Origin of the sequence: Acinetobacter sp. YH12068_T, from assembly GCF_024606005.1 — a bacterium.
GTDB lineage: Bacteria > Pseudomonadota > Gammaproteobacteria > Pseudomonadales > Moraxellaceae > Acinetobacter > Acinetobacter amyesii.
The window spans coordinates 3,010,874-3,027,129 of the sequence record NZ_CP094555.1; the positions used below are offsets into that span (position 1 = coordinate 3,010,874).

Here is a 16,256-nt window from a genome sequence, read left to right on the forward strand (position 1 = left end):
ACAGTCTATAGGGCTATTATTCTAAACTTAACTTGCTCAGTTGAAAATGCAAGCTTAATTCGCAATGTACTTTGACCCTTGCCCTATAATTTTTGTATTCGCTCACGCAAATTCGGTAAATGTCGACGGCTGACCGCCAAACGTTCTTCCAAATCTCGACAACGCACCTGATATTGCCCTGAGCTTACAACTTCCAAACCATCTAAAAAGCTGACAGACACCAAGGCATTGCGATGAATGCGTATAAAGCGATCACCAAATTCATGCTCTAAATCTTTCAGCGTTTCATCAATGAGTACGCTGCCATTTTTGTGCCGAACAGTGACATATTTCTGATCTGCAAGAAAATAGTAAATATTTTCCACAGGTACCAACTCTACACCACGATAGGTCTTTGCCGCGATTTGATGGCGGCTGATTTTAATTTCGTCCATATTTTCTTTTTGTTTTATCGTGCTCAATTGAGCTTGGGTTAATTTAGTTAAATGATCTAAAACCTGCTGCAATTCCTGTTGCATAACCGGTTTTAGTAAATATCCCTCTGCATTCGATTTAAATGCATCAAGTGCATGATGATCATATGCAGTGCAAAAAATAATAGCGGGCATAGGGTCTAATTCACGCAACAATTTCGCGCAAGTCAACCCATCCATTTCAGGCATTTGTATATCTAGTAAGATGACATCAGGCTCGAGGCTTTGAGCCAAGTCAATCGCTTGTTGACCATGTGAAGCTTTCGCAACCACTTGATGTCCAAGTTGAGTGACTAAACGTGACAATCGCTCTACTGCTAGAGGCTCATCATCACAGATTAGGATGTCCATTTTTCCTCCTTATCTCGTTAACGTCATTTATTTTTATTGGTCAACTGAGATTTCTATTTATATTGATATTGCACCACAGTCGTATACATTCCCTCGCCTGCGTAGGTTTGAAAAGTGACATGCTGACCAAAATATGCCTCAAGTCGCTGTTTCACGTTTTCGATGGCAATACCATTCCCCTGACGTAATTTAATTGTATCCTGTGTATAGGGATTTGTAATAACGATATTAATTTGATTTTGTAATATTTCAATCAATATATTTATCGTACTCTTTGTCAAAATCTTTTCAACTCCATGAAAAATACTATTTTCTAATAAAGGTTGTAAAGTTAATAGTGGAATTTGTACTTGAGCGTATTGTTCAATACCTTCTAGTTTCCACTCCACCTTAAGCCGATCACCTAAACGCATTTGTTCAATGGCCAAATAACGCTGACACAGATCGATCTCATCTTTGAGACTTACCAACTTCAATTCTTGAAAACTTGCACGGAACAATCGAGATAAATTCAGTAGCATTTGCTCCGCTTTATCTGGGTCAATCGCAATCAAGCTAATCACATTGTTTAAGCTATTAAATAAAAAATGTGGATGAATCCGAGCTTGCATAACCTGAATGCGTGAGTTTAATTCACTATGATGTTGTCGACCCCACTGTTCTCTTAAATATAAATATCGAAAACAAAATGCCCCAAGCAACACCCCATAGCTCAGATTTAAAACCACACCAGCAGTTAAAACGTATGCACTCAAACCAGCTAAACTGAAATTTTCACCAAAATAGATCAAAACATTTAAAGTTATGGTGGTGAATAACACCAAAGCTTGCAATAAAACAAACCCGCTAAACATGAGCATTTTCATGCTTAAACCACGCGTCTTACTCTGCAATAGCTCTGAAAATGCAGCAAATGCCAATAAAATCCAGTTAATAAACAACACATGCTGCATGACACTGGAAACACTTAAGGCTTGCCACGAATGAGCTTGTGCCAAAGCCAAGACCAACGCCACAATATTGCCCGCAAGAAAAAGCTCCCACAGATAGTGCCAACGGCCCATTTTTCCTGAAAATACAGAAATTGTCATAGACCTAAACCCTGTCTAAAAGTTTGATCAACTTGCCCTTCGGCAACTGGGTTCGAATTTGCTATACTCTTGCTCAGTTCTATGCTTTTTATCTTATTGAGCCGACATGACCACATCTTCTAATTCCTCAAATCCGTCACAAGCCCAAACTTCAGGCATGTGGGGCGGTCGTTTTTCCGAAGCTACTGACGCTTTTGTTGCTGAATTTACAGCATCTGTACAGTTTGACCAACGCTTTTATAAACAAGATATTGCAGGTTCAATTGCACATGCAACCATGCTTGCAAAAGTTGGCGTTCTAACTGAACAAGAGCGTGACGATATTATTAATGGCTTAAACACCATTAAAGCAGAAATTGAAGCGGGTAACTTCGAATGGCGCATTGACCTAGAAGATGTGCACATGAATATTGAGTCACGCTTGACTCAACGTATCGGTATTACAGGTAAAAAACTACACACCGGTCGTAGTCGTAATGACCAAGTTGCAACCGATATCCGTCTGTATGTTCGCGACGAAATCGATGCGATTTTAGAATTATTGCAAAAATTACAAAAAGGTATTTTGGGCTTAGCGGCGAAAAATACCAATACCATCATGCCGGGCTTCACGCATTTACAAACTGCACAGCCAGTGACTTTTGGTCACCATTTAATGGCATGGTTTGAAATGCTGGTACGTGACTCAGAACGTTTAATTGACTGCCGTAAACGTGTAAATCGCCTACCTTTAGGCTCTGCTGCACTTGCAGGAACAACTTACCCGATCGACCGCGCATTCACTGCAGAATTACTAGGTTTCGAAGCTGTCGCTGAAAACTCTTTGGACGCTGTATCTGACCGTGATTTTGGTATTGAATTCAATGCTGCAGCATCACTCATCATGATGCATTTATCACGCATGTCAGAAGAAATGATTCTTTGGACATCGGCTCAGTTCAAATTTGTGAACATTCCTGACCGTTTCTGCACTGGCTCTTCAATCATGCCGCAAAAGAAAAACCCAGACGTTCCTGAGTTGATTCGTGGTAAAACTGGCCGTGTATATGGTGACTTGATGAGCCTATTGACCCTAATGAAAGGTCAACCTTTGGCATACAACAAAGACAACCAAGAAGATAAAGAACCACTATTCGATGCAATCGATACTGTTCGTGGCTCACTCATGGCATTTGCCGACATGATCCCTGCACTAGTGCCAAACATTGACATAATGCGTGAAGCAGCGCTGCGTGGCTTCTCAACTGCAACTGACCTTGCCGACTACCTCGTTAAAAATGGCGTGGCATTCCGTGATGCACATGAGATTGTGGGTAAAGCAGTTGCTCTCGGTGTTCAAGAAGGCAAAGATCTTTCAGAATTAACCCTTGAGCAACTTCAACAGTTCTCTGACTTGATTCAGGCCGATGTCTTCGAAAAAGCATTAACACTTGAAGCATCTGTCAATGCACGTAACCACATTGGTGGTACTGCACCTGCTCAAGTTGAAGCAGCAATTGAACGCGCACACGCACGTTTAGAAAAACTTTACGCATAACTTTTTCAAGTTAAATGGAGTATTGATATGTCTCGACAAGTTTTTTGCCGTAAATATCAGGCTGAAATGGAAGGTTTAGACTTTGCACCATTCCCGGGTGCGAAGGGACAAGAATTGTTTGATACGGTATCTAAACAAGCTTGGCAAGAATGGCTAAAACACCAAACGACGTTGATCAATGAAAAACGTTTAAACGTGTTTGAAGCTGACGCGAAAAAGTTCCTTGAAGAGCAACGTGAAAAATTCTTCAGCAATGATGAATCTTTAGAAAAAGCCGAAGGCCTAAAGCCTGAGTAAAACTTAAAGCGTTGCTTTAAGTTTTACGCAAGACAAGCGAAGCGCGTAGTTTCAAATGTCATGAAGGAGTCCCAAAGGGGCTCCTATTTTTATACTCCGCCACGCCGCAAGACAAGCAGCTATGCTGTGCGTAGGCTTTAATTGAAAAGAATCTCCAATCTTGGGGATTCTTTTTTATTGCTCTAAAAATTACGCAAGACAAGCGAAGTGCGTAATTTCAAAATAAAGTCTGAAAGGACTCTTTTTTTGCTTCGGAGCACTGCTATTTCCGCAAAACCAAGATGACGTCTGTGTAAGCTTTCATTCAGAAATGATCTTCATCATTGCTGGAAAATCTTTTATCCATTGATCAATTTTATTTAAACTTAAATAAATGAACTTATTATTTAAATAATGTTAATTGTATTTTTTCCATTACATATATCGATTTTTATCGTTAAAATCCAAACAAAACCTACCAAAGTTATTGGCCAATTTGTATCAAAAATTCTGAATGTAAATTTGTGATACATTTCTCAATAAAACACAACATTACACTACAATAAACTCCATGTATTTCTAAATCTGCTTTCCTATAATAGCAATCAAGAAGATGGAAACATCTTCCATAATAGCGATAAGTAACCCCGATTTTCCTTCCCAGATTTCCCCCAAAATCTGGGAATTTTTTTATCCAAAATTTGCGCCAACGTCTCACATTTAACTTCAAGCTCTAATCAAATGAAGCGCTGTTCAAACTAGTCAAACCCTCAATTTTTTCTAAAAACTCGGCAATAAAAAAGCCCCGATCACGGAGCTTTTAATAACTTACTTTAAATCAAGGTTGCTTTAAATACGGCCATGCGGCTTTCAAATATATAAACATCGACCATAACGTTAAAACCACGGCTGTATAGAGCAATCCATACGCCAACATTTCTAGGGGTTGCCAATTTAGCAAGAACACTGAAATCGCAATCATCTGAAATGCTGTTTTATATTTACCAACGGTTGAAACCGCAACACTGGTACGCGCGCCTAATTCAGCCATCCACTCACGTAGGGCAGACACCGTGATTTCACGTGAAATAATTACAATCGCTGCAAAGGCCATCGAAATGGTCGGTTGCCATTGCACCAAGACGATCAACGCAGTTGCGACCATCAGTTTATCTGCAACAGGATCGAGAAAACGTCCAAATGCTGAAGTCTGATTTAAACTTCTTGCAAGGTAGCCATCAAACCAGTCAGTGACAGCTGCGATCACAAAAATAGCAGTCAGCAATATATGACGTGACATGCTTGCAGCATGCTCACCCACGCCCATTGCAGGTGGCCAGTACGCCACCAACAAAAACACAGGAATTAAAGCAATTCGTGCCAATGTTAAAATATTAGGAATATTCAGGATTCGACCTGTTGTCATAGACACCCCAGTTTTCCCCTCATGCACGATGAAAATGCAAAATAATTTGAGGATTTATCCATCGTTAGTTGCACTCACTTTATACGAAATGCCCCTCAGTGTCACTAGGCAAACACCGTAACAGTCTGTCGCGCAATCGCTATCAACTGGTTATTTTCATCCCATAAATGAGCATATTCTGTAGCGTATCCATCCGCTGCATAATCGGTAAATACTTTATATTTAAACCAATTATGTAAGTTTGATTGCAAGGGATGTACATAGGTCAATGTCCACGTTAAAGAACTCGCAGGTGCCATGGTTTTGTACATAGGCAGTACACCGGGCGGCCACATATCCATCGAGACCATTAGGTCAGCAACAGTCATCTTACGGTTATCATGACGTTCTGGGTTAAAACGCATCCAACCACTAAAGTCAGGCTTTTTGCTTGCAGTACACGGATACTGCCCATCTACCCAGGCCAAATCCATTTGCTGAAAGCACTGAGGTGCAAGTGGATGATGTTCGGCAATCTTTAAGCTTCTCACTTCAGGAAAATCGGGTGCTTGACGCTCCTGATTGACGGCAATGCTTGATTCACGTGGAACACCAAAGCTCGCCAATAAAATGCTTTGTACGGCATCATCTTGCCAAAGTCGAACTTCGATAGTGGTGACGGATTTGCCCTGTCTTAAAATTTCAGCACTTAAACGCACGGGCGCCAATTGTACTGGCCCAACAAAGGTCACATTACAACTGAGTAAACGTCGCTGCGGATCTGCAATGGTGGCAACGGCTTTGTGCATCATAATGCCAGCCACTAAGCCGCCATAGATCGTACGTCCTTGCAACCATCCTTCTGGAATCTCAACCCATTCATTGTGTTCAATATGTTGATACAACTGTGCGAGTGACATCATCATCCCTGATCATTTTTTTGATTTTTATATCATTGTATAAAAATCGAATGATGTGAATGATTAGTGACTCATGCGTCAATGAGCATTTTGGCAAATTCAGAATTGACCCGTCATCGATTGGGGCTAGTTCGCTCTATTCATGCAGAATTTTATAAATGGTGCGAGCCATCACATCGCCTAAGCCCGGCACTAGTTTTAAATCATTTTCAGAAGCCTTCAACACCCCTTGAATGCCACCAAAATGGGTCAAAAGATCCCGACGACGTTTTGGCCCTAAGCCCGGAATCACCTCAAGTACCGATGAGCCGCGCTTTTTATCTCTTTTCGCTCGGTGTTTGGTTATGGCAAATCGGTGGGCTTCATCACGAACCTGTTGAATCAAATGCAGGGCTTTATGGTCTTCGGGCAATTGAATTTTTTCACCATCGGTAAAGTGCAAGGTTTCCAGACCTGGTTTACGCCCCTCACCTTTGGACACCCCGACCATAAAGGCATCAAGCTCGAGTTCTTGCATGACTTCCATCGCCATGTGTAATTGACCTTTACCCCCGTCAATTAATAGCAAATCGGGCAGCATATGCTTTTTATAGCGGCGGGTCAGTGCTTGACGCATGGCAGCATAATCATCGCCTTCGGTAATGTCATTGATGGAAAATTGGCGATAGTCGCGCTTTCTTGCACCGCCAGCATCAAAGACCACACAAGACGCGATAGTTGCCTCACCCATAGTGTGAGAAATATCAAAACACTCAATACTGTCAATCGGCCGCCCAACGACTTGCTCTAACTGATGAAAGCGCTCATTCAATTCAAAATGATCGGCCAATTTACCTTTAATGGCGTGCTGCACATTCATTTGTGCAAGCTCTTGCCATTCGGCACGGGTTTCACGCACTTTATGTTTGATTTGAATTTTTTTATCAAAGTGCTGATGTAGTGCATCTTCCATGTCTTTGCGATCTGGAATATCGACATTGATGATGAGTTCCGCAGGGATTTCGTCTGCCACCTGAAAGTAAAAATTAGCAATGAAGTCCGAGAGCATTTGACCTAGATCATCACCCTGCATATCAGGGAAATAACTCTTTCCGCCGAGCATTTTGCCATTGCGCACATGCATGATTTGCACACAGGTCACACCAGCTTGATAAGCAATGGCAATGATATCTGCCTCGCCTTTGACTTTATAAATCGCTTGCTGAGTTTGCACATCACGCAGCAGCGCCATACGATCACGATAAAACACCGCCTTTTCAAACTCGAGTGCTTCGGCCGCAGCTTCCATTTTCCCAATCAGCTCTTGATTAAGCTCTTTAGTGTCGCCTTGTAAAAACCGAATCGAGTTATTGACATCTTCTTTGTAATCTTCGGGTGAGATCAAACCCACACAAGGCGCGGAACAGCGTTTAATTTGGTATTGCAGGCATGGTCGTTTGCGCTGTGAAAAATAGCTATTTTCACACTGACGCACATTAAACAATTTTTGCAGCACCACCAAAGTATCACGCGCGTTATAAGCACTCGGATAAGGCCCAAAAAACTTACCAGCTTGATGCTTACCTTTCCCACGTCCTGCGGCAATTCGTGGATAGGGTTTATCGGCAGAGATAAAAATATAAACATAAGACTTATCATCACGCAGCATGATGTTATACGGTGGACGATGCAGCTTAATCAGGTTTTGTTCGAGCAATAGGGCTTCCGTTTCAGAACGCACCACCAAGGTTTCAATATCATAAATACGGGCGACCAAGGCTTGTGTCTTGGGATGCTCAATGGTTTTCACAAAATAACTCGACACACGATTTTTTAAATTCTTTGCTTTACCCACATACAGCAACTCACCGTCTTTACCCAGCATGCGGTAAACACCGGGTAGAGTCGTCATATTGGCAAGAATTTTTTCAATATGTTCGCGTGCGTTTTCGTTCACTTTTGCCTTGTTCCGTCTTCGATATTGCTCTTTGACATGATGTGATGCTTTTACCTACATTTTCAAGCAATCCCGCAAATTTATTGTTGCTCATAGCAATGATCTGATTGCTAAAAGCTATTAATGCAAAATTCTAAATTTGCTATGCTCAAAACATCACGCTTTAGGAACATGATGCATGACGAACGCCAATCCCGCCATCCATGTCATACACCCGACAACTTCGACGCATAGCACTGCTGAAAAAAACCGTTTGATGGGTAAGCCGCGTTTTCATTTTGAACCGCATGACGTTATGCAACGCCTAAAGCAACGGATCATTGGACAAGAAGCAGCATTAGACGAAATTGAAAAAATGCTGCATGTGGTCAAGGCTGATTTTTCCAGTCCTGAACGACCGCTCTCCGTAACCTTAATGCTTGGACCGACAGGTGTTGGTAAAACCGAAACTGTGCGTTTAATCAGTGAAGTGATTTATGGCCGACCTGATGCCTTTTGCCGTATTGATATGAACACGCTCGCACAGGAACATTATGCGGCTGCCATTACTGGTGCGCCTCCGGGCTATGTCGGTTCTAAAGAAGGCCATAGTTTATTTGATGAAGTTGCCATTGCAGGTAGTCATACCCGTCCGGGTATCGTGCTTTTTGATGAACTGGAAAAAGCGTCAACCGAAGTGCTTCGCGGCTTAATGAATGTCCTAGATAGCGGAAAATTAACCCTAACCTCAGGTACAAAAACCATCGACTTTCGTAATTGTATGATCTTTATGACCAGCAATGTCGGTGCACAAGCGGCACAGCAATATCTAGATAAGTTAAATTTTTTGCCCGAAAAAATACAAAAGGTTTGTCTCAAGCGCGTGCCGGTCAGCAGCATTATTGAAAAAGTCATGCAACGTAAATTCGACCCTGAATTTATTAACCGTATTGATCGTGTATTGCAATATCAACCCGTTCAAGATGATGCCTTGCCCCGTTTGGTGGAGATTGAACTGGAAAAACTTAATCAACGCCTACAACATCAAAAACGCAGTATCAAACTCACAGATGCAGCCAAAGGACATTTTTATCAGAACCATGATATTCGTTATGGCGCACGACATTTAGCACGAAAAATACGGGTTGAACTTGAACCTATTTTGGCGGTGTATTTTTTGAATCATCCCGAACAAACTAAAATACACCTAGATGCACAACTTGGACAATTGGTTATTATTAAATAATTTACTGGTCTTTAAAAGGCATGCTCACATACCTTTATTCAGCATTCTTATATTTATTGGATTGGAACACCAATCGCTTTAGCAAAAGCTTGCGGATCTTTCGGTGAAACCATGACAAATTTGGTTTTGCCATCTCGAAGATATTCAATTTTTAAACGTTTAATGGAAAGCGCAGGTGCCGCAGACAAATCCTGACTTGCACTGATGCGTTGGATATCCTGCAAAGGAATTTGCCAACGTAGAAACATGCTACGGACGTTTAATTCTGTAGCGGAAATTTGATAACGTGTATTGAATATTGGCCACCACAGCAGTAATACCGTTAAAATATACACCGCGGTATGAAGAGGATATTGCTGCATCGTGCCTTTGGCTTGCATGGTGAGTAATAATTGAATGAGTAAACCGCTCATACAAACAATAAACGCCACCACCCACCAATCTTTTTTTGAACGAAAAACTTGCATCTTATCCCCCATCAACTGCTTTTATTCTATACAAGATTTTGCAGGATGCATCTGCTATTTCAGCTTTTATTTTTGCAGGAAATAAGCGTATTTATCACATTATTTTCAAGAATATGGAGAACCATTTCGCTCAAGTACCGCTATTCATCAATTGTCATTTTTGGCGTTCTTTACGCTCGAATCACGCTTCTTTCGATATAGGTTGTTCCTGCAAACGTTTATAATTCTTTTTCTCTTGATACATTTTAGCATCGGCTTGTTGTACCAAACTCATCGCATCTATATAGCCTTGCTGATAGTCTGTTTGACACAGCCCAATACTTAAACTTAAGCTTGCTTCCATTTCAGCCACCGCTTCTAATAAACGCGGGATAAAACTCGCTTCCACATGCTTTTCACTACATCCCGGCAAGACCAAACAAAATTCGTCTCCGCCATAACGGAAGCAATGATCACCTAAACGTGCAACAGACTTTATGGCCGCAGCAACCGTTTGTAGTACCTGATCTCCACGTGGATGTCCTTGTTCATCATTGATCTTTTTAAAATCATTGATATCAATAAACACCACTGTCACAGGTTCATGATTACGCTGTGCAGTATATAAAATACTGGTCAATAAGGTCGATAAATGCCGGACATTTAACAGTCCTGTTAATGGATCGCGCTGTGAAAGTTCTTCCATTTCTTGTGCACGAAACTCTAGCGCATGCGCATACTGTTCCATTTTTTCACGGGAGATCTTCACCTCATTAATCAAACTCCACACATAGGTTTCCACCACCAATGTGGTGTCGAACATAAAGAGCTTTTCCAAGGTGTTAATAATCCGCTGATATTGTTCCGTATCATTAAAGGTACGCTGAATTAAGCGAAACAACATGGTCTTTAGGGTATGCACCGCAGAGAGATACAACTTCGGCTCTACACCTATGCGCTTATGAACCAAACCAATCCGTAAACGGTTATTCACATAAGCGCTGTCATAGCGCCCGGAAAATAAGTCCAATAAATACTGGTGCTGCGCGCGTTGCAAACGCTTCAAGGTATCAAGATCCCCAATCAATGTTGCAATTTCTGGAATTGAGGTCTGATTTTCATAAAATTCATCGACCATACTGTCGAGTATTGGCGCCACAATTCCACCAATCGAAGCCAGTTCCGCCAGCTCTAAATCAGTCAAGCCAAGCAACTGTTTACGTCGTTCTATATCTTGCATCGAAATATGCATTTGATGCATCAATGTTTGGTTGGTTGCTTTCATGAATCGGATACCCTTCCCGCCAAATCAATCCCTTCAGGCGTTTACACAGGGTTTCTATGCAGTAGGTCTTCATGCCTGCATGCAAAGCTTCCACCGTTTTCACCCTTGGGTTTTGGCTATCATTGATGATGACACTTTTCTTTCAGCTCAATGGTTTGGCATGGGCTTAAGTTTGGACGTCAACATCATATTTCTCGTCTATTGGCTCATTTTTTCTGGCTTATTCTGGCTAACGCTATTTCTGCTTTTGGCTGATTTGCTCTGCATGATTATTTTTATTCTGCTTGCACGATAACTGATATTTCGCTGACTGTCAGCATAAAAAAACGCCCCTAAGGGCGCATTTTTTCAATATTTATTCCACTTTTAAAATAAATATGGACGTACAAAAATCAGGAAAAACAGCCCCAACATCAGGAACCACTTTAAAAAGTAATACAGTGAACGATTGGTTTTTTTCAAGGCTTTGGCTTTTATGCGAATTTGATAGACATAGCCAAATACTTTATTTAAACCACCTGTTTTATCACCGCTTTCATTCGGTGAACTTGCAGCAGTCATGACATTTTTACCAAACCAATGGTTAAAAGCTTCCATCCACTTCGACTTTAATGGCCGTTCAACGTCTGCAAAGAAAATGATCCGGTTCTGATCCGTTTTATTTTCAGCATAGTGAATATAGGTTTCATCAAACACCACACTCTCGCCGTCACGCCATGAGTACCGCTGACCATCGACATCAATAAAACAACGGTCATCATTGGGCGTCAGTAAGCCCAAGTGATAACGCAATGAACCAGCATAGGGATCTCGATGACGGACTAAACGACTGTCGGGCGCCAACTCGGTAAACATCGCGGCTTTAATAGTGGGTAAATTTTTTAACAAGGCCGTAGTTTTTGGGCAAAGCTCAGCAGCCGAAGGATGAGCTGAGTCATACCATTTTAAATAAAAGCGTTTCCAACCGGTTTTAAAGAACGAGTTAAATCCAAGATCATCATAAGTACTCGATGCTTTGATGCCCCCTTTTTCATACAAGGCCTTGGCTTCATCACGAATCATTTCCCAGTTTTCATCTAAGACTTTTAAATCTTTAAAATGCTGTGTGTCGATATAGGGTTGACTCGGCACTTTTGAAAACATGTACATGAGAAAATTGATCGGTGCGAGCAATGTCGAATGATCAAAAAACTGACGATAAAATGAATGACGGACTTTACCGCGTTGCTGAATATAAAACGCAGAAATGACAAAGACCGCCAGGATAATCCACTTAATCATATGAGGACCTGGTGCTAATAAGCATTGTGCTTAATGAAAAATTAACTTTTGAGAACGCGGCGAGTATAGCATAGTGCTCAGTGATGCCTAAATAAGCAGCATAGAACACTGTGTCTCAGCAAAGATGGATGACAATGTTAAAAGTGAATTGACCATTCTGCCGAAAAATACACTTGCTTTTTTCTTGAATTTTTCTTTTACATCTCAATCTATAGCTTACATTAATAAAAAAATGTGAACTGAAACATAAGCTTCAACATATTTAATTAGAGCGATAGCGATTAAAGGCAGATCCAAAGGCTATTTCCAAAAGAAATTTTGATGACCCTAGCGTCACGGCTTGATACAACTTGTTATGTTCTTTTTAGATATAGTTATCGTAAGATTAGCGAGGCATAAAGTGTACGCAGGAACCGCGTACTCGCTTCACAACATCAACTTAGAAGTCCTCCAAAATAAAGGAGATCAGGCATGATCCACGCTGGCAATGCCATTACCGTCCAAATGCTTTCGGACGGAATTGCAGAATTCCGCTTTGACTTACAAGGTGAGTCGGTCAACAAATTTAACCGCGCAACAATTGAAGATTTTAAAGCTGCAATTGACGCTGTTAAAGCAAACGGTGACATCAAAGGTTTAATCGTTACTTCAGGTAAATCTACATTTATCGTGGGTGCAGATATCACTGAATTCGGTGACAACTTCGCTCAAGGCGAACAAGCGATTGTGGATTGGGCATTGCCTGTTCACGACATCTTCAATGCGTTTGAAGATCTAAACGTTCCTAAAGTTGCTGCAATCAATGGTATGGCATTGGGCGGCGGTTTTGAAATGTGCTTAGTGTGTGACTATCGTGTGATGTCAGATGCTGCACAAGTTGGCCTTCCAGAAATCAAACTGGGTATCTACCCTGGTTTTGGTGGCACGGTTCGCTTAAGCCGCGTGATTGGTATCGACAATGCGGTTGAATGGATGGCAATGGCTGCACCGAAAAAGCCGGCTGCTGCGCTCAAAGACGGTGCTGTTGATGCAGTTGTTGCTGCAGACAAACTACAAGACGCTGCAATTGACCTTGTGAAACAAGCGATTGCTGGCCGTGTAGACTGGAAAGCAAAACGTCAAGAAAAATTAGATCCTGTTAAATTGAACATGCTTGAACAAATGATGGCATTCAATACAGCGAAAGGTGCAGTTCTTGCAAAAGCAAATCCTGCTCAATACCCAGCGCCAAAACTTCTTCTAGACTCATTACAAGCAGGTGCAAGCCTTCCACGTGATGAAGCATTGAAAATCGAAGCGCAAGGTTTTGCTAAAGCGGCTGTGACTCCACAAGCAGGTGCGTTAATTGGTTTATTCCTTAACGACCAAATTGTGAAGAAAACTTCGAAGAAATATGAAAAAGGTGCTCACCCTGTCAACCAAGCTGCTGTACTAGGCGCAGGTATCATGGGTGGTGGTATTGCTTACCAAGCGGCAAGCAAAGGCACACCAATCATCATGAAAGACATTGGTAACCCACAATTGGCGTTAGGTATGTCTGAAGCGAACAAATTGTTGACTAAACAAGTTGATCGCAAAAAAATGACTGCGGCGAAAATGGGTGAAACTCTTGCGCGCATCCGTCCGACTTTAAGCTATGACGAGTTTAAAGAAGTGGACATCGTGATTGAAGCAGTTACAGAGAACCCTAAAGTTAAGGGTATCGTACTTGCTGAAACTGAGAAGAATGTTCGTGAAAACACGATCATTGCGTCTAACACATCAACCATTTCAATCACACGTTTGGCTGAAAACCTAGAGCGTCCTGAAAACTTCGTAGGTATGCACTTCTTTAACCCAGTTCACATGATGCCATTGGTTGAAGTGATCCGTGGTGAGAAAACATCTGCTGAGGCAATCGCAACGACTGTGGTTCTTGCTCAGAAAATGGGTAAAACCCCAATCGTTGTCAATGACTGCCCGGGCTTCTTGGTGAACCGCGTATTGTTCCCTTACTTTGGTGCATTTGACCTTCTACTGAAAGACGGTGCTGACTTCCAGCAAGTTGATAAAGTGATGGAAAAATTCGGCTGGCCAATGGGTCCTGCTTACCTCATCGACGTTGTGGGTATCGACACAGGCGTACACGGTGCAGAAGTAATGGCGGAAGGTTTCCCTGACCGTATGAAGCCTGACTTCAAAGGTTCAATTCAAACGATGTATGAAGCAAAACGTTTGGGTCAAAAGAATGACGTTGGTTTCTACAAATACGAACTTGACCGTAAAGGTAAGAAAGCCAAAGTGGTTGATCCAGTGGCTTACGAACTTGTGGCTTCTGTTGCAACTGCGGAAAAACGTGAATTTGATGCTCAAGAAATCATTGACCGTATGATGCTGACGTTCTGTAACGAAACTGTTCGTTGCCTAGAAGACAACATCGTTGCAACGGCTGCTGAAGCAGATATGGCGATGATCATGGGTGTAGGTTTCCCTCCATTCCGTGGTGGTCCATGCCGTTACATCGACCAAACAGGTGTCGCTGAATACGTAGCGCTTTGCGACAAATATGCGTATTTAGGTAAGGCTTATGAAGCGCCACAAATGTTGCGTGACATGGCTGCAAACAACAAAAAATTCTACGGTTAAGGAGCAACGTGAATGGCTACTTTAAATCCACGTGACGTTGTCATCGTTGATGGCGTACGTTCAGCAATGGGTAAAACCAAAAATGGTATGTTCCGTAACGTACGTGCTGACAGCTTATCTGCTGAATTAGTACGCGCGCTTGTTGCTCGTAACCAGTTTGATACCAATGAAGTTGAAGACGTAATCTGGGGCTGTGTAAACCAAACCCTAGAGCAAGGTATGAACATTGGTCGTAACATTGCGTTATTGGCTGATCTTCCAAAGACTGTTGCAGGTCAAACAGTGAACCGTCTTTGTGGTTCTTCTATGCAAGCAATCCACACAGCGGCTGCGCAAATTGCAACCAACCAAGGTGATATCTTCATCATTGGTGGTGTAGAGCACATGGGTCACGTTGGCATGATGCACGGCATCGACATCAACCCTGAAGCGTCTAAGCACTATGCAAAAGCATCTAACATGATGGGCTTAACGGCTGAAATGTTAGGTCGTATGAACGGTATTTCGCGTGAAGAACAAGATGCGTTTGGTGTGGAATCTCATCGCCGTGCTTGGGCTGCAACACAAGAAGGTCGTTTCAAAAATGAAATCGTGGGCGTTGAAGGTCACGATGCGAATGGCTTCAAAATTCTGTGCGATATCGATGAAGTGATTCGTCCTGATGCAAACCTTGAAGCATTCCAAGCTTTACGTCCAGTATTCGATCCGAAAGGCGGTACAGTAACTGCTGCAACATCTTCAGCTTTGTCTGATGGTGCTTCTGCAATGTTGCTGATGTCTGCTGAACGTGCTCAAGCTTTAGGTCTTAAGCCACGTGCTGTGATTCGTTCTATGGCGGTTGCAGGCTGTGATGCTGCGATCATGGGTTATGGTCCTGTACCAGCAACTCAAAAAGCGCTTAAACGTGCTGGCTTGTCAATTGCTGACATCCAAACGTTTGAATTGAATGAAGCGTTCGCTGCGCAAGGTTTGTCTGTTCTTAAAGGCTTAGGCATTTATGACCAACAAGACCGTGTAAACTTGAACGGTGGTGCGATTGCACTGGGTCACCCATTGGGTTGTTCTGGTGCGCGTATCACAACAACATTGTTGAACGTAATGGAACAGCAAGATACGCAAATCGGTCTTGCGACTATGTGTATCGGTTTGGGTCAAGGTATCGCGACCATTATCGAACGTGTTTAATTTTTAATTAAATACTGAGATAAAAGAAACCCCGCTTATTGCGGGGTTTTTTTATTAATTTTAAAAACTATTCCCAATTTGGGAATTATAAGTTAAAGTATTCCCAAATTGGGAATTTTTATTTTAAGAGCTTTATGAGATTACTGGGGAAAGCAAATAGAAGCCATTTATCCGAAATAGCACTCAAGTGGATTTCTATTTTTGAAAATGAAGTTTTACA

13 protein-coding genes and 1 pseudogene are annotated in these 16,256 nt (G+C 42.0%); 6 read left to right on the forward strand and 8 right to left on the reverse strand.

The features are described from left to right. Positions 1-83: 83 nt before the first annotated feature. Together MST18_RS14340 and MST18_RS14345 are read right to left on the reverse strand one after the other, a co-directional pair. Positions 84-824 carry a LytTR family DNA-binding domain-containing protein gene (locus tag MST18_RS14340; RefSeq protein WP_078190465.1) on the reverse strand — a complete coding sequence of 247 codons (741 nt, stop codon included), beginning with the start codon at positions 822-824 and terminating at the stop codon, positions 84-86. A 53-nt stretch (positions 825-877) separates the two neighbouring features. Further along, positions 878-2,031 (reverse strand): annotated as a pseudogene (locus tag MST18_RS14345) (sensor histidine kinase). Between MST18_RS14345 and argH the strand changes: the two are divergent. Both argH and MST18_RS14355 read left to right on the forward strand, forming a co-directional pair. Beyond that, positions 2,022-3,452, forward strand: a complete 1,431-nt coding sequence (gene argH, locus MST18_RS14350; protein WP_180036141.1) for an argininosuccinate lyase — start codon at positions 2,022-2,024, stop codon at positions 3,450-3,452. The pseudogene MST18_RS14345 and the gene argH overlap by 10 nt on opposite strands. Positions 3,453-3,479: 27 nt before the next feature. Continuing rightward, positions 3,480-3,749, forward strand: coding sequence for an oxidative damage protection protein (locus MST18_RS14355; protein WP_078190466.1), 270 nt, complete (start codon positions 3,480-3,482; stop codon positions 3,747-3,749). 817 nt (positions 3,750-4,566) lie between these two features. Here the strand turns inward: MST18_RS14355 and pgsA are convergent. The 3 genes from pgsA to uvrC form a co-directional block, all read right to left on the reverse strand. Continuing rightward, positions 4,567-5,154, reverse strand: coding sequence for a CDP-diacylglycerol--glycerol-3-phosphate 3-phosphatidyltransferase (gene pgsA, locus MST18_RS14360; protein WP_078190467.1), 588 nt, complete (start codon positions 5,152-5,154; stop codon positions 4,567-4,569). Between the two features lie 104 nt (positions 5,155-5,258). Then, positions 5,259-6,053 carry a thioesterase family protein gene (locus tag MST18_RS14365; protein WP_180132854.1) on the reverse strand — a complete coding sequence of 265 codons (795 nt, stop codon included), beginning with the start codon at positions 6,051-6,053 and terminating at the stop codon, positions 5,259-5,261. 136 nt (positions 6,054-6,189) lie between these two features. Further along, positions 6,190-7,989, reverse strand: coding sequence for an excinuclease ABC subunit UvrC (uvrC, locus tag MST18_RS14370; RefSeq protein ID WP_180132760.1), 1,800 nt, complete (start codon positions 7,987-7,989; stop codon positions 6,190-6,192). Positions 7,990-8,167: 178 nt separating this feature from the next. Between uvrC and MST18_RS14375 the strand changes: the two genes are divergently transcribed. Beyond that, positions 8,168-9,214: an AAA family ATPase gene (locus tag MST18_RS14375; protein WP_180132761.1), complete on the forward strand. Its 1,047-nt coding sequence runs from the start codon at positions 8,168-8,170 to the stop codon at positions 9,212-9,214. A gap of 53 nt (positions 9,215-9,267) precedes the next feature. On the opposite strand, the gene MST18_RS14380 is transcribed toward MST18_RS14375, so the two are convergent. Together MST18_RS14380 and MST18_RS14385 are read right to left on the reverse strand one after the other, a co-directional pair. Then, positions 9,268-9,681: a PH domain-containing protein gene (locus MST18_RS14380; protein WP_180042072.1), complete on the reverse strand. Its 414-nt coding sequence runs from the start codon at positions 9,679-9,681 to the stop codon at positions 9,268-9,270. Positions 9,682-9,862: 181 nt separating this feature from the next. Continuing rightward, positions 9,863-10,945, reverse strand: a complete 1,083-nt coding sequence (locus MST18_RS14385) for a diguanylate cyclase domain-containing protein (RefSeq protein WP_180132762.1) — start codon at positions 10,943-10,945, stop codon at positions 9,863-9,865. Here MST18_RS14385 and MST18_RS14390 point away from each other — a divergent pair. Continuing rightward, positions 10,944-11,240, forward strand: a complete 297-nt coding sequence (locus tag MST18_RS14390; protein WP_180132763.1) for a hypothetical protein — start codon at positions 10,944-10,946, stop codon at positions 11,238-11,240. The genes MST18_RS14385 and MST18_RS14390 overlap by 2 nt on opposite strands. Positions 11,241-11,311: 71 nt before the next feature. On the opposite strand, the gene lpxO is transcribed toward MST18_RS14390, so the two are convergent. Next, on the reverse strand, positions 11,312-12,226 hold the full coding sequence (lpxO, locus tag MST18_RS14395; protein ID WP_078190472.1) for a lipid A hydroxylase LpxO: 915 nt from the start codon (positions 12,224-12,226) through the stop codon (positions 11,312-11,314). Between the two features lie 471 nt (positions 12,227-12,697). Here lpxO and fadB point away from each other — a divergent pair, with 471 nt between their 5' ends. After that, a complete protein-coding gene (gene fadB, locus MST18_RS14400) occupies positions 12,698-14,851 on the forward strand; it encodes a fatty acid oxidation complex subunit alpha FadB (protein WP_180024931.1) in 2,154 nt (717 codons plus the stop codon). 12 nt (positions 14,852-14,863) lie between these two features. Then, complete coding sequence (gene fadA, locus MST18_RS14405; protein ID WP_180036233.1) at positions 14,864-16,036, forward strand: acetyl-CoA C-acyltransferase FadA; 1,173 nt, start codon at positions 14,864-14,866, stop codon at positions 16,034-16,036. Positions 16,037-16,256: the final 220 nt, after the last annotated feature.